Below are 24,073 nucleotides of genomic sequence, written 5' to 3' on the forward strand. Positions count from 1 at the left end.
GGTGCGAAATAGCTAGAATGTAACCACGATAAACCTATCGAGCAGGATGACGGCGTCATCTCATGCCGGGAGCAGACGAATGTCAACCAGATACCTGAAACGCTTTTTCAAGCCCACTTCGATCGTGGTGTTCGGCGCATCGGAGCGTGGTGACAGCATGGGTGGTGTGGTGCTTCGAAATCTGCTCGAAGGTGGTTACGAAGGTAAGCTGATGGTGGTCAATCCCAAAGGTGCAAAGCAGGTGCACGGTGTCACCTGCTACACCGGTGTTGCCGAACTCCCACTGGTTCCGGATCTCGCTATCATCTGCTCACCACCGGATACAGTAGCAGGAATCATCCGAAAACTCGGTGCACATATGGTGCGCGCAGCCATGATTCTCACAGGCGGGTTATCTATTGTGGATGATCTGTCGAGCAGGACTCTGAAAGATGAGATCAGAGATGCTGCCCGCTCGTATGGTATCAGAATTCTGGGGCCGGACTGCATGGGGATGTTGGTGCCGGGCTCAAATATGAATGCCAGTTATGCCCACACTAATATCCGCAAGGGCAAGGTGGCGTATATTGGACAGTCGGGGCTTATCGGTACGGCCATCATCGATTGGGCGAATGGGCAGGAGATAGGTTTCTCTCACTTTTTGACCCTGGGGGAGGGCGTTGACGTAGACCTTCCTTCCATTATTGACTATCTGGCTTCTGATCCTATGACACATGCGATCCTGCTGCAGATGGATCGTGTGGTGGGCTCGGCCAGAGACTTCATCTCCGCACTGCGTGCTGCATCGCGTAACAAACTGGTACTGGTTTTGAAATCCGGGATAGTACCTGATGGCCGCATGGTTAAGGTGCTGGCAGATGGTATTGCCGATGATGATATTCTTTATGATGCTGCGCTGAGGCGTGCAGGGGCGGTGCGTGTTGAAACATCGGATCAGCTGTTCAATGCCCTCGAAACACTGAATCGTATGAAGCCGATGCGTGGAGAGCGCCTGGCAATCGTCTGTAATGGGATGGGGCCGAATGCACTGGCCAATGATCGGTTGATGAAGAAAAACGGTGTACTGGCAACGCTCAGTGACGAGACAGTCACAGCACTGAGTGAGTTGTTGCCTGCACACTGGAATGGATGCAACCCGGTCGATCTTGATTCCGATGCCACTGCTGAGCGATTCGCCGCTGCCATCCAACTTCTGTGCAAGGATCCGGGGGTGGATGCTGTGCTGTCGATCCATGCCCCGACACATATGGCTCCGGGTCTGGATACGGCAAGGGCCGTGATCGATACCGCTCACAAAACACCACGCAATGTTCTCTCCTGCTGGATGGGCAGAGCTTCTGCCATTGCCGCGCGTAATCTGTGCAACGGTGCGGGCATCATGACGTTTCTGACGCCGGAAGAAGCCGTGGATGCCTTCATGCACATGGTTGACTACCGCCGCAACCAGGAAGCGATGCGCCAGACTCCCACGGCCTATCAGATGCATCACCAGCCCAATCGTCAACGGGCCAAAGCGTTACTGGAGAGTGTCGCGGAGGAGTCGAGAGATTATCTGACACATGCCGAGGGCTGTGATCTGCTGGAGCTGTACGACATTCCAACTCCGCGTACGTCCTACTGTCGCACCATTGAGGAGGTGGTTGAGTCGGCCCGCCAGTTGGGAGGTTCAATTGCGGTTAAAGCACTGCATCAGGGGAATATCTATCCGTTCAGTTATGATAAAAAGAGTCATCAGCGCTGGCTGGATCTGGCGCTGGATCTCTATTCGCTTCCTGAGGTGAAGCACTCCGTAACCAAGCTTGCCTATCGGGTCAGTGAGCGCTACCCACCGGAGCAGACGCATGGATTTGTTGTCCAGCAGATGAAGCGAGGCTTTCAATCACTGCAGATCAACATCGGTATTACCCGTGATGCGGTTTTCGGGCCTCTTATCGTATTTGGAGTTGGTGGCTATCAGGTGGATGTGTTAGCCGATCGTCAGGTGATGCTGCCACCACTGAATTCTGCGCTGGCGCGCCAACTGGTGATGCGCTCACGCGTTTATCGCATCGTCACCGAAAACAGTTATCAGCCGGAGCGCGATATCGATCATCTGTGCGAGATATTGATGACGCTGGGGCAGATGGCGGTAGAATTGCCCCAGTTAGAAGCCCTGGAGATAAATCCACTGTTGCTGAACAAAAGTGGTCTGTTAGCTGTTGATATGACCGTCTCGCTAGGTGAACCGGTATCCTCAGCCATCTCACCCTATCCTGAATATCTTACCGAAACCGTCACGCTCAGAAAGTCCGGCCAGAAGGCAATACTTAGAGCGATTCGTGGTGAAGATGAGCCCGAACATCTGGCGTTTTACAATCACCTCTCGCCGCAATCTATCAGGCTACGATATTTTTACAGCCGCGGGGTGCCGACACATCATGAGCTGGCCAACTGGACACAGATAGATTATGACAGGGAGATGGCCTTCATCGTTACGCGACCCAGACAGGATGGCCAGGGGAATGAAACACTGGGTGTGGTAAGAGCCGTCACAGATCCTGACAATATTCGCAGTGAATTTTCCATCGTTATCCGGGATGATCTTCAGGGAGAGGGGCTGGGGGTTATGCTGATGGAGAAGGTTATCGAGTATTGCCGCAGCAAGGGAACCCTGATGATCTTGGGCTCAACCCTGCCAGCGAACAAAAGTATGCAGGCGCTGGCACGTAAACTGGGCTTCAGCGTCAGTTACAATATGGAAGAGGATGTCGTGGATATGAAGTTGGCTTTACATGAGCCTGCTGAAGACTGGCAGATATACCGTCTTCAGCAGTCCTGAGCAGGCTGATAAGCCCCAGAACAAGTTCAGGAGCAAAACATCTCGTGCAAGGTGTTGATGATCTTTATCGCTTTGTCACCGTTGAGTGAGTAATAGATGGTCTGAGATTCGCGACGGGTCTTGACCAGGCCGTCTCGCCTGAGTACCGCCAGATGCTGAGACAGCGCCGATTGACTGAGATCCAGCCTGCCATTCAACTCAGTGACTGACATTTCGCGGTCATTCAGGTTGCACAGAATGAGCAGGCGGCTGTCATTGCCGAGCGCTTTCATGAGTTTTGCAGCTTTGGCTGCGTTTGATTTCATCTGTTCGAGACTTTCCGGAGAAAGCGAAGGCAGCGGCGCGCTGCTTGGGTGAGTTTCTGTGTGTAAGGCTGCCAATTTGAACTCCTGATTTATCAGGTTATAAGCGGAGTGCTGTTTATTATTATGACGCATCGAAATGCGTATGCAAAAATAGCACATGTTCGGTGCGATATCACTTGTCAATTATCCCTTTGTACCGTGACAGGGTGCGGGGGGGCTGCTATGTTATTGATAAGCTAATGTCAGGATTCAGTTTCGTTACCGACTGACTTGGATAATAGATCTTTCATGAGACAGTAGATGAACCCGCATCAGGACGCATGTACATGAATGCCAGGCGAAGGGCGATAACCCGAGGGCTATTTTGCGCCGGGTTGATGCTTGGCATGCCTGCGCTTATGTCGGTGAGAACCGCCAGTGGGCGTTTGACGGCTGATTTTGAACGTTTTCATCGTATGATGGATAGTCAGTTTGGTGCTCAACGTGTCGTCGTCTCGCGTGCCTGGGAGCAGATGCTGCGTGCGGCGGTAGAGCGGTCTGAACTGGAGCAAGTACAGATGGTCAGCCAGTTCTTTCATCAGTATGTACGTTATCGGCTCGATATTAATCTGTATGGCATGGAAGACTACTGGGCTTCACCGTTGGAGACGCTGGGGCATGGGCTGGGTGATTGTGAAGATTATGCCATTGCCAAGTATGTCAGTCTGCGGATGCTGGGAATCAGTGATGCCAACCTCAGGATGATCTATGTTCAGGCACGTATCGGTGGCTCCCGTAGCACGATCACCCAGGCACATATGGTGCTGGGTTACTATCCTCAGCCAAATGCCGAGCCTTTGATTCTGGATAGTCTGGTGCGAGATATTCAGCCCGCCAGAGACCGTCCGGACCTGCAACCTGTTTTCAGCTTTAATGCAGCCGGCTTGTGGACCCCCGGAGGGACAACCTCGGTGGCGAGCCCCACTGCCCGTTTGTCACGTTGGCGTAGTGTGCTTGATCGAATTGAAAATGAAGGGTTAGTCTGGTGAATACACGCATATGAAACAGGTGACTGAGGTCAGATTATTCAACAGGGAGAAGAGCTAGTATGTCCCTTATCAAACAATTATGGATTGCCGTCATCATTCTAATGACGATAGCGTTCTTCAGTAGCCTGTCGATCAGTATTTTTTCGGCTAGACAGTATTTTGAAGAGCAGTTGCATCTGAAAAATATCGACAACGCCAACTCTCTCGGGCTGACACTGTCCCAGCTTGAAAAGGATCCGGTAACGATCGAGTTGCTACTGGCTGCTCAATTTGATACTGGGCATTATCAGTTCATCGAGTTGGTCGATCCGGAAGGCGAGGTGATTCAGCGTAAGCAGCAGGAGGGGGCGAGTGAGTATACAGCGCCCGACTGGTTTATCCGCATAGCACCGCTGAATGTCGATACCGGTGTGGCACTGGTTCAGGATGGCTGGAATCAGTATGGTGTGCTGCGTCTGGAAAGTCATACCCGTTTTGCCCATGAGGCGCTCTGGACAACGACCAAAGAGCTCTTGCTTTCGTTCTTTGTGGTGGCGTTTGGCTGTGGTCTGTTGGGTACATTGATTCTGAAAATGATCACGCGGCCGCTGGATGATGTGGTTTTGCAGGCTGAAGCGATTGGCGGACGACGTTTTATCACCTCCCATGAGCCACGTACGCTGGAGTTCGGGCGCGTGGTGCGTGCCATGAATATACTCTCTGAGCGGATACGACATATGCTGGATGTTGAAGCCCGGCGTCTGGAGGATATGCGCTTCAAGAACCAGCATGATTCAGTGACGGAATTGCCAAATCGTGAATACTTCCTCAACTTACTGGATGCACAGTTAACGCGTGATGATGCTGCTGGTCATGGATCTTTGTTTATGGTCAGGCTGAGTCATCTGGCAGAGATCAATAAATCACTGGGCTATAAGCAAACCGACCAACTTCTGTGCGCTATTGCAGATCTGATCAAAGAGGCGACAGCGAAGCATGCAGATGCTTTTGGTGGGCGATTGAATGGTAGTGACTTTGCCTTATTGATACCGGGCAATGATGATCTGGTTAATATCAGTGATGAGCTGGTCAGTGCCTTGAGAAGGCTGGCCGAAGGTGTGACTGAGGATAAGGTATATCTGCCTCTGTCAGCCTGCTGCTATGTCAAGTCTGAATCACGTGGTGTGGTGCTGATGCGAGGTGATAACGCATTGGCGATAGCTGAGCAACGGGAAGATACCTGCGCTGAAATTATCAAGACAACCGGTACCGAAGAGCAGTTCCAGAGCGCTGACAAGTGGCGCGAAGCGCTGGAGTATGCCTTGGAAACGCTGGGTGTGCGCATCCATACCTTTTCGGTTAAATCGCCAGGCGGCGAGGTGATACATGATGAGGCAATGATGAGGCTTGAGCTGAATGGTGAGTTGCGCTCTGCCGGTTACTTCATCCCCTGGGCGAAGCGATTGAACTTGATGCCTCGCCTCGATCTGGCGGTGGCCGCTGCTGCAATAGACAGACTGAAGAGTGGGGCATCAGAGCATCTCGCAGTAAACCTCTCTGTAGAGGCGATTTCAGATGCCGGGTTCCGGCGGCAACTGGTTGAGCAGCTCAAAGAGGTGCCGGATCTGTGCTACAGGATCTGGTTGGAACTCCCGGAAAAATCAGTATTGAACAGCCTGGAAGCCTTCCGGGATTTCTGTATGGTGATCAAGCCTCTGGGTGTAAAAATCGGTATGGAGCGTGCGGGTGCTGGATTCTCTGAGATTGGCGAGTTGCAGGACCTGGGGCTGGACTATATCAAAGTAGACAGCGCGTTTGTTCGTGATCTGCCTGATAATGTGGGCAATCAGAACTTTGTACGCGGACTGGCAACGGTTGCTCACTCGATCGGTATGCTGGTGATTGCCGAAGGGGTTCAGACCGAGCAGGAGATAGCAGCATTGCGTGATTGTGGTGTGGATGCCATGACAGGGCCGATTATCGGCTGATACGACAAGAGCCCGAAAGGGCTCTTTTTTAACTGCTGTTATTAATTATTACAGTGGTGTCAGCTCATCATCTTCATCTGATAAAAGCTGGAGGCCATTGACTCTTTTTCGCAATGATTGACGTGTCATCAGCTTTTTCTGAGCGGCGGATGGCAGGTCGGTAAACTGAATAACACCCTTGTCAGTCAATAGCTCTATCAAGTCCTCTACGACTCGGACGAGTTCGGTATCGGATTTGATCAGAGCCTGCTGTTCCGGCATTGCCTGAGAGTGCTGATTGAGAAAGTTGAACAGCTCAGCAGAGTCACTCGCAATCTCTTCAGTAAAGTCGATAGCCGGAATGCTGCTGACTGCTATGATGGCACCGCTGTTATCTCGGCGTATGTACATCTGTTTTCTCCCCATTCAGGAAATGAACCTGCCTGCGATAGCTTCAGGCGATCGTGATCAGCCGCGCCCTTTCATGATCAGCAGCAGATGCATGCGGTCTCTGACACCCAGCTTTTCAAAAACGGAGCTCAGATGTGCCTTGACGGTACGCTCGGTAATATCAAGTTCGTTAGCGATCTCCTTATTGCTGCCACCCTTGACCACAGCAGTGGCGACTTCTTTCTCACGATCTGTCAGTGCCGACAGGTCACACGAAGGCTTTTCCTGATCGCTCAGGAGACCGGATATCACTCTGATTACCTTGTTAATCATTTCAGATGGCAACCAGAGCCCACCGCTATCGACCGTTTGTGCTGCCTGCTGCAGAATGGCAGGGTTTGATAGTGCGTTCAGATAGGCGCGCGCACCTGCATTAAGTGCAGAGCGTAACTCGGTCGTCTCCTCTGCGCGAGTGAGCGCAATCACCTTGATCCCTTTTTCGGAAAAAAAAGTTATCCGTTCCTTCCAATTGGGTGTGTCTGTCAATATCCAGACACGGTCCAGTGAGGAAATCAGATGATCGGCTTCAGCGGCAAGCTGAACTCGGGCATCAGGAAAGGCCTCAGTCCAGCGTGAAATTACAAATCCCTTATCGGTTATAAACAGATTCATATTATTATCGTTCCGTCAATGCCTGAGAAGTGGCTCGTAAAACAGGTTTCAGCAAAAACTCCAGAACCGTTTTCTTGCCGGTAAGAATATCCACCTGGGTAGTCATCCCGGGAATAATGGGTAGCTGGCCTTCAAAGCCTGATTCATGTGTGCGCAGTCGAACAAGGTAGTAGGTATTATCCCGCTCATCAGTGATGGTATCCGCACTGATATGCTCAACTTGTGCATCAAGCCCACCATATATTGCAAAATCATAGGCAGTGAACTTGATTACCGCAGGCTGTTCTGGTCGTAGAAAAGCTATATCCTTCGGTGGAATTCGGGCCTCAATAATCAGTTGATCATCCAGTGGAATGATTTCGATGATATCACGGCCGGGCGAAACCACACCGCCGACCGTGTTGACGAACATCCGCTGCACGGTGCCTCTGACAGGCGAGCGTATTTCAGCCTGCCGAACACGATCAGCCAGCCCGGTTTCGGCCTCAGTGAGTGCACTGAGTCGGGATCTGGACTCAGAGAGCTGATTGCGCCAGCGGTTTTTGACACCCAGCTCTACTTCGCGAATCTTGTTCCGTCCCTCTTCGATAGCAGCGCGGCTTCTGGATATGATCGCATTGGCCCGACTCACTTCACCTTGGGCATTGGATACCTCACGCTCCAGTCGGATGATGTCTACCTCAGAGATAGCGCCTGATGCCAGCAGTGGTCGGGTCACCGACAGCTCACGATTACTGAGATCCAGTGCCCGTGCGAACTGGGCACGCCGGGCAAGAGCCTCTTCGAGATCCTGTTCACGTTGCGTAAGCTGGTTTTCTACAATCGATATCTGTTCATTCAGCTCTTCCAGGCTTGCTTGATAAAGTCGCATTTCGTGAGCTACAATTCCCGGTGCTTCTTCGAGCAGTTCCTCAGGGAAAACTGGTTCTGTCCCGCCTGTCAGTGCTGTCAATCGAATGACTTCTGCATCCATAGCCAGATATTGAGAGCGGCTTTCCCTCAGGGTGGATATGAAGCGAGTGGGGTCGATACGCAGCAACAAGTCACCCTCTTCAACAATCTGTCCTTCCCTGACGTGAATGGCTTCTACAATACCACCGTCGAGGGACTGAACGATCTGAAGTTGTCTTGAGGGAATAACACGTCCATCACCACGGGCGACTTCATCAAGCGGTGCGTGACCTGCCCAGACCAACAGTAGGATTACTGTGATAACGATCCCATATAGTAGAGCTCTTGCTTTCAGAGGCTCCTGCTGCATTTTGGCCCACTGTGCATCCTGAGCCCAACTTGTGCCTTCAGGGGAGGATATCCAGCGGCTGAAGACACGGTCCATCATAGGGCGGCCATAGGAGCCAACAGCGCCAGATAGCGATCCAACGGCTTCAAAACCACGTTGTTCGACTGATTTATCTGCCTTTTTCATGTCAGTCATCAGGATGCACTCCCTACTCGACCTTGGCGTAGTGCTTCCATCACATCGTTTTTCGGTCCATCGGCCATCACCTTGCCGCCATCTATGACCAGAATACGGTCAGCCAATGTCAGCAAAGAGCTGCGGTGCGTGATGACCACCATTGTTTTACCTTTGGAGTAGGTGGTCAGGTTTTGCTTCAGTTGCTCCTCGCTGGAGTGATCCAGTGATCCTGACGGCTCATCCAGTAACAGTACGGGTGGGTTGTTGATTAAAGCACGAGCAACAGCCACTGACTGACGCTGTCCGCCCGACAAAAGCTGGCCCCGCTCCCCGACTGGCATATCAAAGCCTGCCGGGTGTGAGTTGATGAAGGGTCCAAGGCCACTGATTTCGGCAGCTCTGATAATTTCGGCATCCTCCGCATGAGGTGCGGCTGTGGTGATGTTGTCACGCAAAGTACCAAAGAAGAGTGACACATCCTGAGGTACATATCCAATATTACGCCTTAACTCTGCAGGATCTATCTGACGCAGATCAACGCCATCTAATAAAATGGCACCAGAGGACGGCTGATAGAGTCCAAGAATCAGTTTCTCCAGTGTTGTCTTCCCTGAGCCGTTGCGGCCGAGTATTGCGATGTGCTCACCTGCCTTGATCTTGAAAGAGACATTATTCAGTGCTTGTCTCTGGTCATCAGGGTACTGGAAAGTCACGTTCTTGAACTCGATATCGCCGTTGATCACTGGGCGGCTGATCCAGTTTTTTCCTGGCGGACGCTCTACTGGTCTGTCCATAATCTCATTCAGCGATGTCATGGCAGTGGCAGAATGATGATATTGGGCCAGCAGGCCAGCTGCCTGGCTGATAGGAGCCATAGCTCTTGAAGAGAGCAGGTAAGCGGCAATCAACCCGCCTTGAGTCAAATCTCCCTCGATGATCATATAGACGCCGATGATAATGATAGATACAGCAACCGTGTGCTGAGTCCATATGGCGCCATTACTGATGGAGGATGATATCAGACGCATCTGCGCGCCAGTACGGGAAAGAAATACGGTGGATTTTTCCCAGATATTCTGGACTTTGCTTTCAGCGTTGAAGCTTTTCAGTGTCTCAAGATTGGATAGGCTCTCGACCAGCGTTGCATTACGTTGGGAGCCAGCTCTCATGGATACTTCAGACAGACTATGCATCTTGCCCTGAGCGGTCATTGCATATATGAGGACTAATAGAGCACCGATAATTATCGGGAAGACGAGTGGTAAGCCGATCAACGCTATCACGGTTGCAAAAAGTAGCACAAATGGAAGGTCAACGAGTGCTACAACCGTAATAGAGCCTATAAACTGGCGAACAGACTCAAACCCTTGTACGTTGGCAGCAAATGAGCCAGCTGAGGCGGGCCTGTTTTCCATTTTCATGCCGAGTACACGTTCCATGATATTGGCTGATAACTTGATATCAGCGCGGCTTGCACCGAGATCAACAAACCAGCTGCGCATCAGTCGCAGGATGAGATCGGCAGTGAGCACGACAAATATACCCGCAGCCAATACCCATAGGGTATCAGTAGCGTGATTGGGGACTACCCGATCGTAAACATTCATGACAAACAGTGGCATGGCAACAGCAAACATGTTGATCATGACAGCTGCCAGCAGTACATCACGATATAGTCTGCGATTTTCGCCAATTACGCTCCAGAACCAGTGGCGTTCGCGCAGTTTTTTTATCTGGGGTGCGCGAGAATCAAACTTGAATTCGGGCTGAACATAGATGGCATGCCCAGTATAAAGGGGCAAAAGGTCGTCCAGAGGTACATCAACGATGGCATCGCTCAATTCAGGATAGATGACCTGAGCATTTTTGCTTTTTTTGTCCAGACTGATCAGTACGCAGGCGCTGTTTTCTTTTAACAACAATACTGCAGGTAGCAGTGTCGCGTTCAGTTTGCTGAGGGGTTGTTCAGCAACACTTGAAATCAATCCAGCCCGTTTGGCAGCCCGATCAAAGGTTGCTGGGGAAAGTAAGCCATTTTCAAGTGGAAGCCCAGCCAGTGCGGATTGCCTGGAAAGAGGGCGGTCATGCATGCGGCACAGGACTAACAATGATTCAAGTAGCGGGCCGCCCTGGTGCTCGGAATAGTCAAACTTCGACATAGCTATCTCTACAACAAGCTTTACAGCAAGAGAACATGAGCCGGACTCACAGTATCATTACCGTGAGTCCGGCACTTGTATTACGTTGACCAGATAGCTGGTCTATCAGCGCAGACCTGTTCTTGCCAGCGATTCATTCACATCGTAGGCAGGGCATGCTGATTCAGCATCAACAACCATCTCTTCAGTATTGAGATCGCTGAGTGATGGCAAGCCTTCACGAACAATTTCCAGCGCAGGTAGCAGTTGTCCCATGGTGGCAAGAGTGCGAGCGACTGCAATTTCACGATCATAAAGTGCGTTGGAATATGCACGGCTGGCCTGGAAATACTCGTTTTCAGAGTCCAGAACGTCAAGCAGCGTACGCTCACCTATATCAAACTGGTTTTTATAGGCTACACGAACACGGTCAGACGAGATTTTGTGTTGATTCAGAATGGGCAGCTGCTCATTCAGTTTGCGAGTATCGTTATAAGCGATCTGTACTGTCTGACGAACATTCACGCACGCTGTATCGCGCTGATCTTTGGCCAGGTTAACTTCTTCAAGTGACTTGTTCAGTGCCGCCGAATCGGAACCACCACGATAGAGGTTGTAACGCAGCTGCAGACCGATCCGAGCGTCTTCACGAGTGCCGCTTATACCATCTTCGTTATCTGTAACACCAACGCGAGCTACCAGATTCAGCTCTGGACGGTTAAAGGAGCGTCTGCTTTCCACGCCAGCTTTTGACGCTTCGATATTACGCAGCGCCGCATGAAAAGTAGGGCTGCCCTCATATGCCAGTTGGATCGCTTCGCGGATATCCGCCGGCAGAACTGACGCGCTCAGATTGGTGGGAGAAAGTGATGCCGGTGGCAGTTCGCCCACGATGCGCAGATAGCGTGCGCTGACATCATGCAGGTTGGAAATTTCGGTAATCAGGTTGGCTTCAGCCAGAGACAGACGGCCATTGATCTGCTCCAGGTCGGCACCGCGTGCAACTCCGGCACGTGCACTTTCCTGAATCGTATCAAATACGCCGATATGCTGTTCGAGATTTTCTTCAGCCAGTGACAACAGCTCCCGGAAACGCATCACATCCTGGTATGCAACAACGGCATCCAGGGCGGTGCCCTCAACGGTTTCCAGCAGTTCAAAATAGCGTACTAACTGGGCACTCTCAAAACGCTGGACTTCACTACGGGTTCTGAACCCGTCGAACAACATTTGTGTCAGAGTGATTTCTGCAGAGCCTGCATTGTAGCTGCGGCTGCCACCAGTATTGTCATCACGCCACTCACGCCCATAGCCTGCAAGAAAATCCACAGTAGGGCGATATCCACCACTGACAATGCCGACATCATGCCCAGATGCCATAAATGCATGCCAGTTGGCCTGCACTTCAGGGTTGGTATCGATAGCGAGTTTCGCAACATCTGATGCTGTTTGAGCGTAAATCGTTCCTGAGAACATGCATACGCCAGAAATCAGCAGTGAAAGCGTCGTTTTTTTAAGTATTTTGTTCATATCCCTATAGCCCACGCAGAGTTGAAAAAAGAGTGCATTCGGTAAGTTCAAGGTAGACTAACATCCTTGCGTAAGCAAAGCGTAATCATCCAGCTTTATTATATTAATTCTCTGTTAAAAACAGTGTCTCGCGCCTGATTTTTGTCAATTTGGTTGAGATTATCTGCCTGAAATGACGTTGTCGACTGTTGGTTGTCAGTTCAACCAGAGCCAAATGCAGCAGCGGATGGGTAAATGAATAGCGAGTTTTATCCTGTCTGACCAGGATGCCTTTACTAATCAATTGCTCAAGCGAGTGTTGCAGCTGTCTGGCAGGCTTCTCTGTGACTAACTCTAGCTCCTTGAAACTGATTTCGCTACATGCGGCGGCGATAAACATCGCTTGTTCGCGATAATCGCCCAGGTCATCAATTAATTTGCTGAAATGAGCGATGATGGTGTCAGGAAGCTTATCTCGGAAAACGGCATTTTTAGTCAGTTCGAGCATGAAAAATGGATTTCCATGACTGAGTGTTGCTGCATCTGTTATGGATTTGTCTGCGTAGTGTTCTTTCATATGCAGCGGTAGTTTGCTTAAGAGTTTTTTAGACTGCTCGCGGTCCAGCGGGTCAAGGTTGATCTTGTCCAGTGACGAGAATAACCGTGTTCTTTGAGTAACTACTATCAATAGTGGGAAGTTCGCATGTGTTTCAAGGTACTTTATAAAGCCCAGAGTTCCCTTATCTGACCAGTGAGCGTCTTCCAGCCACAATACTGAGCCGGTGGGAGCTAGTGTCTGCTTCAATAACTCAGACATCTCCAGGTAAAGTTGCTCCATTAAAGCGGCCTCAGGTGTGCTGAACCGGGACAGCGCCTTAAGGAGATGTCGAGAATCACCGGTCTGGTTGTAGCTGCATGTTTGCAGGCATGTCTGGAGTTCGCTCTGGTTGATCTGAGGACTTTCCGTATTTAATCCGATGTGCTGTCTCAGGCTGCAGATAGTGGCGTACAGAGTGTCCATGCAGGCATCTGGGGTGCATAGGATTTTCAGCAGGTTGGCCGACTTGCCAATATCCACCCTGTTAAGATTGATCCAGTGGTTTGTCAGCGCAGTTTTACCTACACCAGGCGCTCCTTCAATAGCGATTGTGCGCCCTCTGCCACTGTGCCGGCTGAACTCTAAAGCTGTATCAAGTTGGTCGATCTCTTTTTCTCTGCCGACAAAATGGTGCGTGATATCTGTCAGTGCCTGTGTGCCTGGTCCTTCGGGAAGTTTATACACACTTTGGATGCTCCCATCTATCTGCCTCCTGCGTTCACCTATTCTGTGAGAGTCAATCCGACTGCTCAGCAGTTGCTGGACAATGTGGCTAATCATGATTTCGCCGGGTTGGGCGCAATTGGTCAGGTGAGATACCTCTTCACTGATATCACCTATCAGATCGGGAATCATTTCATCCGTACCTGATAAAAGGCGGCCGGCATGAATGCCGATGCGAGCAGAGATCAGTGGAAAGCTGAGCTTGAGAACGGACAAAAAACGCATGGCCCCCCTTGCTGCGCACCAGGCTGCATCATCTTGAGCTTTCGGCCACCCGAAGTAGAAGAGGGTCCCTTTGCCTGCTCCGGATAATGGGAAAGCTTTCAGCTTGTCAGTCAGGATCGATTTGGCCAGTTGATCAGCATCATATAATGATTGAGCTGTCTCTTCCGGATCCTGGGACAGGCTTACCCACTGAATTCTGAGGACAACTACCAATGATAGTTTTTGTATGGCAGGAAAGGTCTTTTTTCCGGAAAATGTAGGGTTGTCCAGTGCTGCAGGCGAAGAGGCAATTGTTTCATGCAGGGCAACGGTGGGGGCTTGTGGTTGTACTCCAAGTTCTCGCTCAAGCCTTTGGGTGAAAGTGTCGTAGATTTTGAGTGCGGCCTCTCGTCTTCCGACCTCTATATAAAGGCACATAGCGAGCCTGAGATGCGACTCATCATCCGGATCAAGTTTGATCAGGCGTTGAATATAGGTAATTGCCTTTTCGATATTACCCTGAGTACGAGCGCAGTTGGTCAGGGTTTGCAGTAAATTGACTTGTCTAATGCGCAACTGGCCCCTGCGCATGGATAACCACTCTTCAAACTCTTCGCAGCCTGGAAGTGTGTAGGCTGCAAGAAAATCGCCGGTTAACAGGCTTTCAGAGAACCGACTATGTACCTGCTGTTGCATAAGACAGCCTTTTGAACGGCAGTCAGCTTGACAGTTGCTCTGAGATGACTCAAGTGCTAACAGGTCTAGGTATACATCATCTCGCTGCTGAAAGTGGATGCTCTGACGATCAGCAATGATAGGAGACTCAACACCTGCTGTGGTAAAAGTGCGCGTCAGAGAAGAGAGTATCTGACGTAGATTGACTCTTGCTGATGAGTCATCTAACTCAGGCCAGAACAGGGCCGAGAGTTGATCGCGGCTGCGGGGTTTGTCAGGCTCTGCTGCGAGGTAGCCGAGAAGGCCGAGTGTTTTTCTGTAGCGGGTCAGGATGGGGAAGTGTTGCCCCCCGATCTCGATGTTTGGCGTTCCAAGCAGCGAGATGATGATTTTTTCTTCTGACTGACTCACAGCAGGATATCCCTTTTCAATCTGTATGGAGGTCATGTTAACACGAGTAATATTTATTGATCGTGTCAGTCATCTCAATGATCTGATTAATTTTTCTTTTTAATAAATATACCGCGTGTTGTACCTCAGTACAGTATGAATGCTTGTCATACTGGTTAGAATCGACCTCTGATATAAAAATCGTATTTATGCTTTGGATGGAACCTCATGGACGTGAAGCAACGATGAGGTTTAATCAAAATGATGGAAAAAGGATGATGTCATGAGTATTGCTATTGCAGTTGTTACGTCGGTCCAGGGGAATGTCTGGGCACAGGCCGCCGATGGAAGCCTCAGAGCTTTGCAAGCGGGAGATACAGTTCTGGCCGGTGAGACGGTTATTACGGAAACCGGTGCTGAAGTGCTGCTGGATTTTGGTGGCGGAGAGCCGGTTGTTCTGGCATCAGGCCAGACCTTGTTGATGACGGAAAGCATGGCGGCTGAAACAGCTGCATCGCCAGTTGAGAATGTGGTGCAGGATCAGAGCATAGATGACCTGCTGGCTGCGCTCGATGGCGAAGGCGATCTGCTGGATGATCTGGAAGCGCCTGCTGCTGGCACAGAAGGTGGTGATGGCGGTGATGGTCATGGCTTTGTCCGTCTTGATCGAATTGAAGAAACTGTCGGCGATCAGGAATTCGAGTTCGAAGGTACGCAGACTGATACTTTCGAAGTACCGTTTGAAGCGGCAGAACTGACAGAAGAAGAGCCAACTGAGGAGCCAACAGAGGCTCCTACTGAGGCACCGACAGAAGCGCCTACCGAAGCACCAACTGAGGCTCCAACCGAAGCGCCTACCGAAGCTCCGACTGAAACGCCTACAGAGTCACCAACAGAAGTCCCCCAGCCAATTAACGGTACGGTTACTCTCACTCCTGTTTTACTTGATGAGGAAGGAAACCCCCTCCTGGATGAAGGTGGAAACTTCATTGTCGTTGATGGCGACAGTGTTATTGAAGGCACCCCCGTAGGGGTTGTCGCAACCGTTGATATTCCACCATCGGGATCACCACTTGTTATTGAGTTGGGTAACGGACTGGGCACCATCACAATTCCTGTTGGCGAAACCTCAGGGTTCACACCCATCGATATCCGTGAAGATGATGTCTATCTGCAAGATGATGATGTCATCAATGTTACTATCGAAAATGCTACCGGTGGTGGTTACGACAATCTGGACACATCCTCTTCCAGCAACTTCACAGTGGTTGATGATCAGGATCCGACCAGCGTCGAGCTGATTATTGTCGAATTGGGAGAAGATGGGCAGCCACTGCTGGATGATAACGGCGACTTTATCCTGGTTTCTGAGGGCGTTGTTGAAGGCTCACCGGTGGGTGTTGTTGCTATCGTAAACAACCCACCAGTTAATACGCCGCTTGAGCTGACACTCAGCAACGGCAGCACCATTACTATCCCAGTAGGTGAAACATCCGGCTTCACACCACTTGATATCCGCCCGGATGATGTTTATCAGCAAGAAGATGATTCCATCACTGTCAGCGTTGTTGACACGAATGGTGGTGATTACGAAGACGTTGATACCAGTTCTGCTGAAGCCAGCGTCATTGTGTTTGATGACGAAGATGTAACCACAGTTACGCTGACTTCCAGCGAGCAGGTCACCGAAGGTGAGCCGATCACGGTCACAGCCAGCGTGAACAATCCGGTCACCGGTACGCCGCTGGTGATTGATCTGGGTAACGACCTGACCATCACCATTGGGGTCGGTGAGAGCAGTGCCTCAATCGACGTCGACAGCCGTGAAGATGATGTTTATGTGCAAGGTGAAGAATCTGTCACCTTCAGCATCGTGGGCACCGAAGGCGGCAACTACGAAGCCTTGAACACGGACAGCACTACCAGCACGACAGTGGTGGATGATGCCGATGTGACCACCGTCACCCTGACCTCTACTGAGCAGGTCACGGAAGGTGACATGATCACTGTGACTGCGACCGTGAACAATCCGGTCACCGGTACGCCACTGGTGATTGATCTGGGTAACGATCTGAGCATCACCATTGGGGTCGGTGAGAGCAGTGCCTCCATCGACGTGGACACCCGTGAAGACGATGTCTATGTGCAGGGTGATGAATCCGTCACCTTCAGCATTGAGGGCACCGAAGGCGGCAACTACGAAGCCTTGAACACGGACAGCACTACCAGCACGACAGTGGTGGATGATGCCGATGTGACCACCGTCACCCTGACCTCTACTGAGCAGGTCACGGAAGGTGACATGATCACTGTGACTGCGACCGTGAACAATCCGGTCACCGGTACGCCACTGGTGATTGATCTGGGTAACGATCTGAGCATCACCATTGGGGTCGGTGAGAGCAGTGCCTCCATCGATGTGGACACCCGTGAAGACGATGTCTATGTGCAGGGTGATGAATCCGTCACCTTCAGCATTGAGGGCACCGAAGGCGGCAACTACGAAGCCTTGAACACGGACAGCACTACCAGCACGACTGTGGTGGATGATGCCGATGTGACCACCGTCACCCTGACCTCTACTGAGCAGGTCACGGAAGGTGACATGATCACTGTGACTGCGACCGTGAACAATCCGGTCACCGGTACGCCACTGGTGATTGATCTGGGTAACGATCTGAGCATCACCATTGGGGTCGGTGAGAGCAGTGCCTCCATTGACGTGGACACCCGTGAAGACGATGTCTATGTGCAGGGTGATGAATCCGTCACCTTCAGCATTGAGGGCACCGAAGGCGGCAACTACGAAGCCTTGAACACGGACAGCACTACCAGCACGACTGTGGTGGATGATGCCGATGTGACCACCGTCACCCTGACCTCTACTGAGCAGGTCACGGAAGGTGACATGATCACTGTGACTGCGACCGTGAACAATCCGGTCACCGGTACGCCACTGGTGATTGATCTGGGTAACGATCTGAGCATCACCATTGGGGTCGGTGAGAGCAGTGCCTCCATCGACGTGGACACCCGTGAAGACGATGTCTATGTGCAGGGTGATGAATCCGTCACCTTCAGCATTGAGGGCACCGAAGGCGGCAACTACGAAGCCTTGAACACGGACAGCACTACCAGCACGACAGTGGTGGATGATGCCGATGTGACCACCGTCACCCTGACCTCTACTGAGCAGGTCACGGAAGGTGACATGATCACTGTGACTGCGACCGTGAACAATCCGGTCACCGGTACGCCACTGGTGATTGATCTGGGTAACGATCTGAGCATCACCATTGGGGTCGGTGAGAGCAGTGCCTCCATCGATGTGGACACCCGTGAAGACGATGTCTATGTGCAGGGTGATGAATCCGTCACCTTCAGCATTGAGGGCACCGAAGGCGGCAACTACGAAGCCTTGAACACGGACAGCACTACCAGCACGACTGTGGTGGATGATGCCGATGTGACCACCGTCACCCTGACCTCTACTGAGCAGGTCACGGAAGGTGACATGATCACTGTGACTGCGACCGTGAACAATCCGGTCACCGGTACGCCACTGGTGATTGATCTGGGTAACGATCTGAGCATCACCATTGGGGTCGGTGAGAGCAGTGCCTCCATTGACGTGGACACCCGTGAAGACGATGTCTATGTGCAGGGTGATGAATCCGTCACCTTCAGCATTGAGGGCACCGAAGGCGGCAACTACGAAGCCTTGAACACGGACAGCACTACCAGCACGACTGTGGTGGATGATGCCGATGTGACCACCGTCACCCTGACCTCTACTGAGCAGGTCACGGAAGGTGACATGATCACTGTGACTGCGACCGTGAACAATCCGGTCACCGGTACGCCACTGGTGATTGATCTGGGTAACGATCTGAGCATCACCATTGGGGTCGGTGAGAGCAGTGCCTCCATCGACGTGGACACCCGTGAAGACGATGTCTATGTGCAGGGTGATGAATCCGTCACCTTCAGCATTGAGGGCACCGAAGGCGGCAACTACGAAGCCTTGAACACGGACAGCACTACCAGCACGACAGTGGTGGATGATGCCGATGTGACCACCGTCACCCTGACCTCTACTGAGCAGGTCACGGAAGGTGACATGATCACTGTGACTGCGACCGTGAACAATCCGGTCACCGGTACGCCACTGGTGATTGATCTGGGTAACGATCTGAGCATCACCATTGGGGTCGGTGAGAGCAGTGCCTCCATCGACGTGGACACCCGTGAAGACGATGTCTATGTGCAGGGTGATGAATCCGTCACCTTCAGCATTGAGGGCACCGAAGGCGGCAACTACGAAGCCTTGAACACGGACAGCACCACCAGCACGACAGTGGTGGATGATGCCGATGTGACCACCGTCACCCTGACCTCTACTGAGCAGGTCACGGAAGGTGACATGATCACTGTGACTGCGACCGTGAACAATCCGGTCACCGGTACGCCACTGGTGATTGATCTGGGTAACGATCTGAGCATCACCATTGGGGTCGGTGAGAGCAGTGCCTCCATCGATGTGGACACCCGTGAAGACGATGTCTATGTGCAGGGTGATGAATCCGTCACCTTCAGCATTGAGGGCACCGAAGGCGGCAACTACGAAGCCTTGAACACGGACAGCACTACCAGCACGACAGTGGTGGATGATGCCGATGTGACCACCGTCACCCTGACCTCTACTGAGCAGGTCACGGAAGGTGACATGATCACTGTGACTGCGACCGTGAACAATCCGGTCACCGGTACGCCACTGGTGATTGATCTGGGTAACGATCTGAGCATCACCATTGGGGTCGGTGAGAGCAGTGCCTCCATCGACGTGGACACCCGTGAAGACGATGTCTATGTGCAGGGTGATGAATCCGTCACCTTCAGCATTGAGGGCACCGAAGGCGGCAACTACGAAGCCTTGAACACGGACAGCACTACCAGCACGACAGTGGTGGATGATGCCGATGTGACCACCGTCACCCTGACCTCTACTGAGCAGGTCACGGAAGGTGACATGATCACTGTGACTGCGACCGTGAACAATCCGGTCACCGGTACGCCACTGGTGATTGATCTGGGTAACGATCTGAGCATCACCATTGGGGTCGGTGAGAGCAGTGCCTCCATCGATGTGGACACCCGTGAAGACGATGTCTATGTGCAGGGTGATGAATCCGTCACCTTCAGCATTGAGGGCACCGAAGGCGGCAACTACGAAGCCTTGAACACGGACAGCACTACCAGCACGACAGTGGTGGATGATACTGATCCAACAGTGGCGGTGCTCAGCAGCATTGGTACCGGTAATGAGGATCATGGTTCTGTCACCTATACCGTGACGCTGCCTGAAGGTGCGGCACCACAAGGTGATCAGCAGTTCAGCCTGACACTGAACAATGGCCAGACCGTGGCGATCACGGTTGCAGGAGATGAACTCACTGGCAGCGTGACGCTGGCTTGGGGTGATGAAGCCACCAACGACACGTTGGTACTGGATGGCTATCCGGACTCGGATGTGTATCTGGAAGAAGATTTCAGCCTGGAAGTGAACAGTGTCACCGTGGTTGATAATGGTGGCAACTATGAAAACCTGCAGGTGCAGAATAGCAGTGCGCCAGTAGTGATTGGCGACACCCTCGACAAGGTGACTGCGACACTGACAACGTCCACAACCGAAGTTAATGAATCAGGTGGCAGCGTCGTTTATACCGTTACTTTGAGTGGTGGCCCGGGTGATATCGATCCTGATACGGACTTGGTATTTAATCTGGCAAACGGCGATCAAGTAACAATTTCTCAGGGAGAAACAAGCGGCTCCTATACCAGCGTCTATACTGATAACGATATTACTGATGTGACCAGTATCAGCAACAGTATTACCAGTGTTGCATCCGGTGGTACTGAATATGAAAATCTTGTCACTACCGGTATTACCAGTGTCGATGTCAACAACAAACCAGTGACCAACGAGGCCTCTGGCGAGGGCCTTGAAGACAGTGCGGGTATCGAGGTTATCCTGTCGGCGACAGATGATGGCACGGTAACGAACTTCATTATCGGTGACCTGAGTGGCATTAATGGCACGCTGCTGCTGAACGACGAGGAGTTGCAAGAAGGTGATGTGGTAGACGCTATCGCTGGATCAGCGACGCTGACTTTTGTACCAACACCGGATCTGAGCAATAACACTGCTACCTTCAGCTTCGAGTATCAGGCACAGGATGATGTTGGTCAGCTTTCCGAAATAGCTACAGCCAACATTAATGTGATACCGGTGACGGACACTCCATTAGTCGAGTTGACCCTGACGAATAGCTCTACAGCCTCACTGTATGGTGTGGATCTGTCTAACGTGCTTGAGGAGGGCGGTAATCCAGCAGGCTTCACGGTTGTCGCTTACAAAGATGGCGTGTTGGGTGAGGTATCCATCAGGGATACAGGGTCCCCGACTGGCTTTGGTGTAGCGGGGCCTGCCAGCAATGGTGCAGACTCGGAAATCGGCAAGGATGAGGAACTGCATGTCACATTGAATACACCGGCTACTTCGGTAACCTTCCAGTTGGCATGGTTGAATGGTTCAAACGAAACTGCTGTCATTACTGTGCACTACTCTGATGGAGAGCCACAGGTCATTGTAATACCCGGTGGTAGTGATGGTATCGACCCAGCCATAACTGTTGATGCTCCAGAAGGTGATACGATTACGTCGATTGTGTTTTCTACTCCGACCGAAGGTGATCGGGTGAGCACAAGTGACTATTTGGTGCACACAGTATCCTATGAGTCTTCAACAATCACTTACGTTGTGGACATCAAGGCTACTCCGACAGATGTAGACTATTCAGAGAGCATTACTAATCTTGTAGTCGAGACTCCTGAAGGCGTTACTCTGTCTGGTGCGCAGTATAATGGTACCGCTAATGGTATTACCACTTGGGAGTTGCTGTTGGACGGCAGTGGTGGACACACCAATTCTATTGAGATAGATCCGGTTACTGGTGTTGTCACGGTTAGTGGGCTGACGTTGACTGTTCCTTCCGATTATGAAGGTGAGGAGTTGATCGTAACAGCTATTGCAACGGCTGAGGATCCTGGTGCGGACGAACCTGCCACGGCCTCCGCCAGTGAAACTGTGACTGTCGAGGTGCCAACACCAGAGCCAACACCAGAGCCAACACCAGAGCAGCCGGTCACAGTGAATAATATGCCTGCTGTAGCACTTACCGTGGGGGACTCGGAAGAGGTAGTGGATAGCAGCTACCAGATGCTGCCTCAGCAGGCGATCTCACATGTGAAGTACTTCCTCAGCGATGGCACTACTGTCAAGATTGACGACTACTACGCTACTAAGGATATCAAGGATCCGACTGACCCCACTCAGTTCATTGCCGCGATCGAAGCGAAGTATAGTGCGACTGTTGAAAGCTATTACATCAAGGCGGGAACATCTGTCTACGATGCCAATGGCAATTATATTGGAGCGTCTATCAACGGAAACCGCAGTGATCCGCTAGCAAATCAAGCAGATGATACGTTTGGCTTTAATGATTTGAATTCAGAACTTTTCACTGATCCTTATGTCTTTATCGTGACTGTGATTGGCTATGAAACTCAGATTACGATCAATGCATCGCTGGCCAATGATGCTGTGAGTGAGCTTTCGGATACCGTGGTATTGACGTTGCCTGGTGGCTTTAGTATTACGGATATGACTGCAGAATCTGATGGAACTTATGTTCTGACGCTTGATAGTGATGGTACTGTCCAGGTGATACTTGAGTCTGATAATGAATTCGACAGCAGTCTGCTTAGTTCGATCAGCGTTCAGGCTAGTGCCAGCTATGAGGCTGCTAGCTATACAGTGGAAGTTGATGGTCAGGATAATCAGATCCTCCAAGGCGGCGGCACCAATGATACCATCCAAGGTGGTGCAGGCAACGATACGTTGATTGGCGGCGGTGGAAGTGACATCCTCTTTGGCGGCGCCGGAGATGATGTGTTCAAATGGAGCCTGGGCGATGCTGACGGCAGTACCGATTTTGTGATGGATTTCGGTACTGGTAATAATCAACTGGATATCTCCGACATGCTGCAAGGCATTAGTCTGACTTCGGAGAATATCGGAGACTATCTGCAGGTGTCTCAATCCGGTAGTGATGCAGTCATCCAGATCAGTACTGGTGGTGATCTGGGTAGCAGTACTGATCAAACTATTGTGGTAGTGGACACGACGATGGAAGAGGTGATCTCTCATTTGGCCTCCCAGAGTATTCCTCTGGAGTAATAAGGAGAGTTACTGTCAAAAAGGCCAGGTTTTTACCTGGCCTTTTAGTTTGGTGCGGTATTAGGCCATGCAGCTAAGCGTTCGGTTATCTCGTCTTGTTTGACGATGAAGATCCAGCTGTTGTCGTTCTGACCAGCAGCGGCTCTGGTAATGATGTCATGCTTGGTACAGAGGAGGCGGATATCTTTGTCTGGAATTTTGGCGACCAAGGTACGGTAGATACCCCGGCGGTGGATACGGTAGTCGATTTCAACATGTCGTAAGGCGATGTGCTGAATCTGGCGGATCTGCTTCAGGGTGAAAGTGAGGCCACAATCGCTAACTTCCTGCACTTTGACTACAACGGAAGCGACATCATTGTCTCGGTCAATCATGATGGTAGTACTGGTGATACTCAGCTGATCGTATTGGAGGGTGTTAACCTGACCACTCTGGGTGTGGATGATCAATCGATCTCTCAAGCCTTGATTGCAAACGGTAATCTGAATATCGACTGATAGCTGATCCAACATGGGGAGGTGTGCAATGCGCTCTCCTCCAAGCATGACAAACAAAATGCCTCGGACTCACCTCCGGGGCATTTTTCGTTTGTGCGCCGGGCATGGCGCGCAGTGCCTTAAAGGGCGCTATATGTTGACTGTGATGGTCTAGCAGATTACTTGGAGGTGAAAGTCCTCTACACACCCGGCAATGGAAACGACCTTATACCCGAGCCAGAAAATTGATGAAAGCGGGGCTTGATGACGTCAGGGCGTGGAGGCCAGCTTGTAATCAACGAGGGCTTTGGTGGAACGCGGGAGCCAGTCATATGCATCAGGCGCTCAGGAAAGGCCTGTTTGGAAGGCTGGGTTTAATATCACTGCTGGAATGTCATCGACAGTTCCAGTGTTAACATGAACCGCCGTATGGGGACCGTACGTACGGTGGTGTGAGAGGACGGAGGTCGTAAGTCCTCCGGTAT

The 24,073-nt window shown here is 51.4% G+C and carries 13 protein-coding genes; 6 read left to right on the top strand and 7 right to left on the bottom strand.

All coding sequences use genetic code 11. From position 1 onward, the window contains the following. The first annotated feature begins 79 nt into the window (after window positions 1-79). Window positions 80-2,818: a GNAT family N-acetyltransferase gene (locus tag ACK3CJ_RS07750; RefSeq protein WP_409525862.1), complete on the top strand. Its 2,739-nt coding sequence runs from the start codon at window positions 80-82 to the stop codon at window positions 2,816-2,818. A gap of 26 nt (window positions 2,819-2,844) precedes the next feature. Here the strand turns inward: ACK3CJ_RS07750 and ACK3CJ_RS07755 are convergent, their stop codons facing one another. Beyond that, on the bottom strand, window positions 2,845-3,123 hold the full coding sequence (locus tag ACK3CJ_RS07755; RefSeq protein ID WP_151704454.1) for an ArsR/SmtB family transcription factor: 279 nt from the start codon (window positions 3,121-3,123) through the stop codon (window positions 2,845-2,847). Between the two features lie 326 nt (window positions 3,124-3,449). On the opposite strand from ACK3CJ_RS07755, the gene ACK3CJ_RS07760 reads away from it, so the two are divergent. Together ACK3CJ_RS07760 and ACK3CJ_RS07765 are read left to right on the top strand one after the other, a co-directional pair. Continuing rightward, on the top strand, window positions 3,450-4,151 hold the full coding sequence (locus ACK3CJ_RS07760; RefSeq protein WP_409525863.1) for a transglutaminase-like cysteine peptidase: 702 nt from the start codon (window positions 3,450-3,452) through the stop codon (window positions 4,149-4,151). A 59-nt stretch (window positions 4,152-4,210) separates the two neighbouring features. After that, entirely contained in the window at window positions 4,211-6,118 is a 1,908-nt protein-coding gene (locus ACK3CJ_RS07765; protein WP_409525864.1) for an EAL domain-containing protein, read from the top strand. A gap of 48 nt (window positions 6,119-6,166) precedes the next feature. On the opposite strand, the gene ACK3CJ_RS07770 is transcribed toward ACK3CJ_RS07765, so the two are convergent. From ACK3CJ_RS07770 to ACK3CJ_RS07795, 6 genes are all read right to left on the bottom strand, one after another. After that, the gene (locus ACK3CJ_RS07770; RefSeq protein ID WP_409525865.1) at window positions 6,167-6,508 is read right to left on the bottom strand and encodes a tryptophan synthase subunit beta like protein; all 342 of its coding nucleotides are present in this window, start codon (window positions 6,506-6,508) and stop codon (window positions 6,167-6,169) included. 57 nt (window positions 6,509-6,565) lie between these two features. Next, complete coding sequence (locus ACK3CJ_RS07775) at window positions 6,566-7,159, bottom strand: response regulator transcription factor (RefSeq protein ID WP_409525866.1); 594 nt, start codon at window positions 7,157-7,159, stop codon at window positions 6,566-6,568. A gap of 4 nt (window positions 7,160-7,163) precedes the next feature. Then, window positions 7,164-8,594 carry an HlyD family type I secretion periplasmic adaptor subunit gene (locus ACK3CJ_RS07780; protein ID WP_409525867.1) on the bottom strand — a complete coding sequence of 477 codons (1,431 nt, stop codon included), beginning with the start codon at window positions 8,592-8,594 and terminating at the stop codon, window positions 7,164-7,166. Continuing rightward, window positions 8,594-10,735, bottom strand: coding sequence for a type I secretion system permease/ATPase (locus ACK3CJ_RS07785; RefSeq protein WP_409525868.1), 2,142 nt, complete (start codon window positions 10,733-10,735; stop codon window positions 8,594-8,596). Before ACK3CJ_RS07785 ends, ACK3CJ_RS07780 begins: the two co-directional genes overlap by 1 nt. A gap of 105 nt (window positions 10,736-10,840) precedes the next feature. Then, the gene (locus tag ACK3CJ_RS07790) at window positions 10,841-12,190 is read right to left on the bottom strand and encodes a TolC family outer membrane protein (RefSeq protein ID WP_409525869.1); all 1,350 of its coding nucleotides are present in this window, start codon (window positions 12,188-12,190) and stop codon (window positions 10,841-10,843) included. Window positions 12,191-12,347: 157 nt separating this feature from the next. Further along, window positions 12,348-14,444 carry a BTAD domain-containing putative transcriptional regulator gene (locus tag ACK3CJ_RS07795; RefSeq protein ID WP_409525870.1) on the bottom strand — a complete coding sequence of 699 codons (2,097 nt, stop codon included), beginning with the start codon at window positions 14,442-14,444 and terminating at the stop codon, window positions 12,348-12,350. A 652-nt stretch (window positions 14,445-15,096) separates the two neighbouring features. On the opposite strand from ACK3CJ_RS07795, the gene ACK3CJ_RS07800 reads away from it, so the two are divergent. The 3 genes from ACK3CJ_RS07800 (at window position 15,097) to ACK3CJ_RS07810 (ending at window position 23,609) form a co-directional block, all read left to right on the top strand. After that, the gene (locus ACK3CJ_RS07800; protein ID WP_409525871.1) at window positions 15,097-23,112 is read left to right on the top strand and encodes a retention module-containing protein; all 8,016 of its coding nucleotides are present in this window, start codon (window positions 15,097-15,099) and stop codon (window positions 23,110-23,112) included. 95 nt (window positions 23,113-23,207) lie between these two features. Beyond that, window positions 23,208-23,375, top strand: a complete 168-nt coding sequence (locus ACK3CJ_RS07805; protein ID WP_409525872.1) for a hypothetical protein — start codon at window positions 23,208-23,210, stop codon at window positions 23,373-23,375. A 6-nt stretch (window positions 23,376-23,381) separates the two neighbouring features. Beyond that, window positions 23,382-23,609 carry a type I secretion C-terminal target domain-containing protein gene (locus tag ACK3CJ_RS07810; protein WP_409525873.1) on the top strand — a complete coding sequence of 76 codons (228 nt, stop codon included), beginning with the start codon at window positions 23,382-23,384 and terminating at the stop codon, window positions 23,607-23,609. The last annotated feature ends 464 nt before the right edge of the window (window positions 23,610-24,073 follow it).

The sequence above is a fragment of the Nitrincola salilacus genome (genome assembly GCF_046271865.1).
GTDB classification, from domain to species: domain Bacteria; phylum Pseudomonadota; class Gammaproteobacteria; order Pseudomonadales; family Balneatricaceae; genus Nitrincola; species Nitrincola salilacus.

Excerpts from the sequence above, each read along its gene's own strand:
- ACK3CJ_RS07785 (WP_409525868.1), bottom strand. The coding sequence starts at position 10,735 with ATGTCGAAGTTTGACTATTCCGAGCACCAGGGCGGCCCGCTACTTGAA.
- ACK3CJ_RS07755 (WP_151704454.1), bottom strand. The coding sequence starts at position 3,123 with ATGAAATCAAACGCAGCCAAAGCTGCAAAACTCATGAAAGCGCTCGGC.
- ACK3CJ_RS07790 (WP_409525869.1), bottom strand. The coding sequence starts at position 12,190 with ATGTTCTCAGGAACGATTTACGCTCAAACAGCATCAGATGTTGCGAAA.
- ACK3CJ_RS07770 (WP_409525865.1), bottom strand. The coding sequence starts at position 6,508 with ATGTACATACGCCGAGATAACAGCGGTGCCATCATAGCAGTCAGCAGC.
- ACK3CJ_RS07765 (WP_409525864.1), top strand. The coding sequence starts at position 4,211 with ATGTCCCTTATCAAACAATTATGGATTGCCGTCATCATTCTAATGACG.
- ACK3CJ_RS07750 (WP_409525862.1), top strand. The coding sequence starts at position 80 with ATGTCAACCAGATACCTGAAACGCTTTTTCAAGCCCACTTCGATCGTG.
- ACK3CJ_RS07800 (WP_409525871.1), top strand. The coding sequence starts at position 15,097 with ATGAGTATTGCTATTGCAGTTGTTACGTCGGTCCAGGGGAATGTCTGG.
- ACK3CJ_RS07775 (WP_409525866.1), bottom strand. The coding sequence starts at position 7,159 with ATGAATCTGTTTATAACCGATAAGGGATTTGTAATTTCACGCTGGACT.
- ACK3CJ_RS07760 (WP_409525863.1), top strand. The coding sequence starts at position 3,450 with ATGAATGCCAGGCGAAGGGCGATAACCCGAGGGCTATTTTGCGCCGGG.
- ACK3CJ_RS07780 (WP_409525867.1), bottom strand. The coding sequence starts at position 8,594 with ATGACTGACATGAAAAAGGCAGATAAATCAGTCGAACAACGTGGTTTT.
- ACK3CJ_RS07795 (WP_409525870.1), bottom strand. The coding sequence starts at position 14,444 with ATGCAACAGCAGGTACATAGTCGGTTCTCTGAAAGCCTGTTAACCGGC.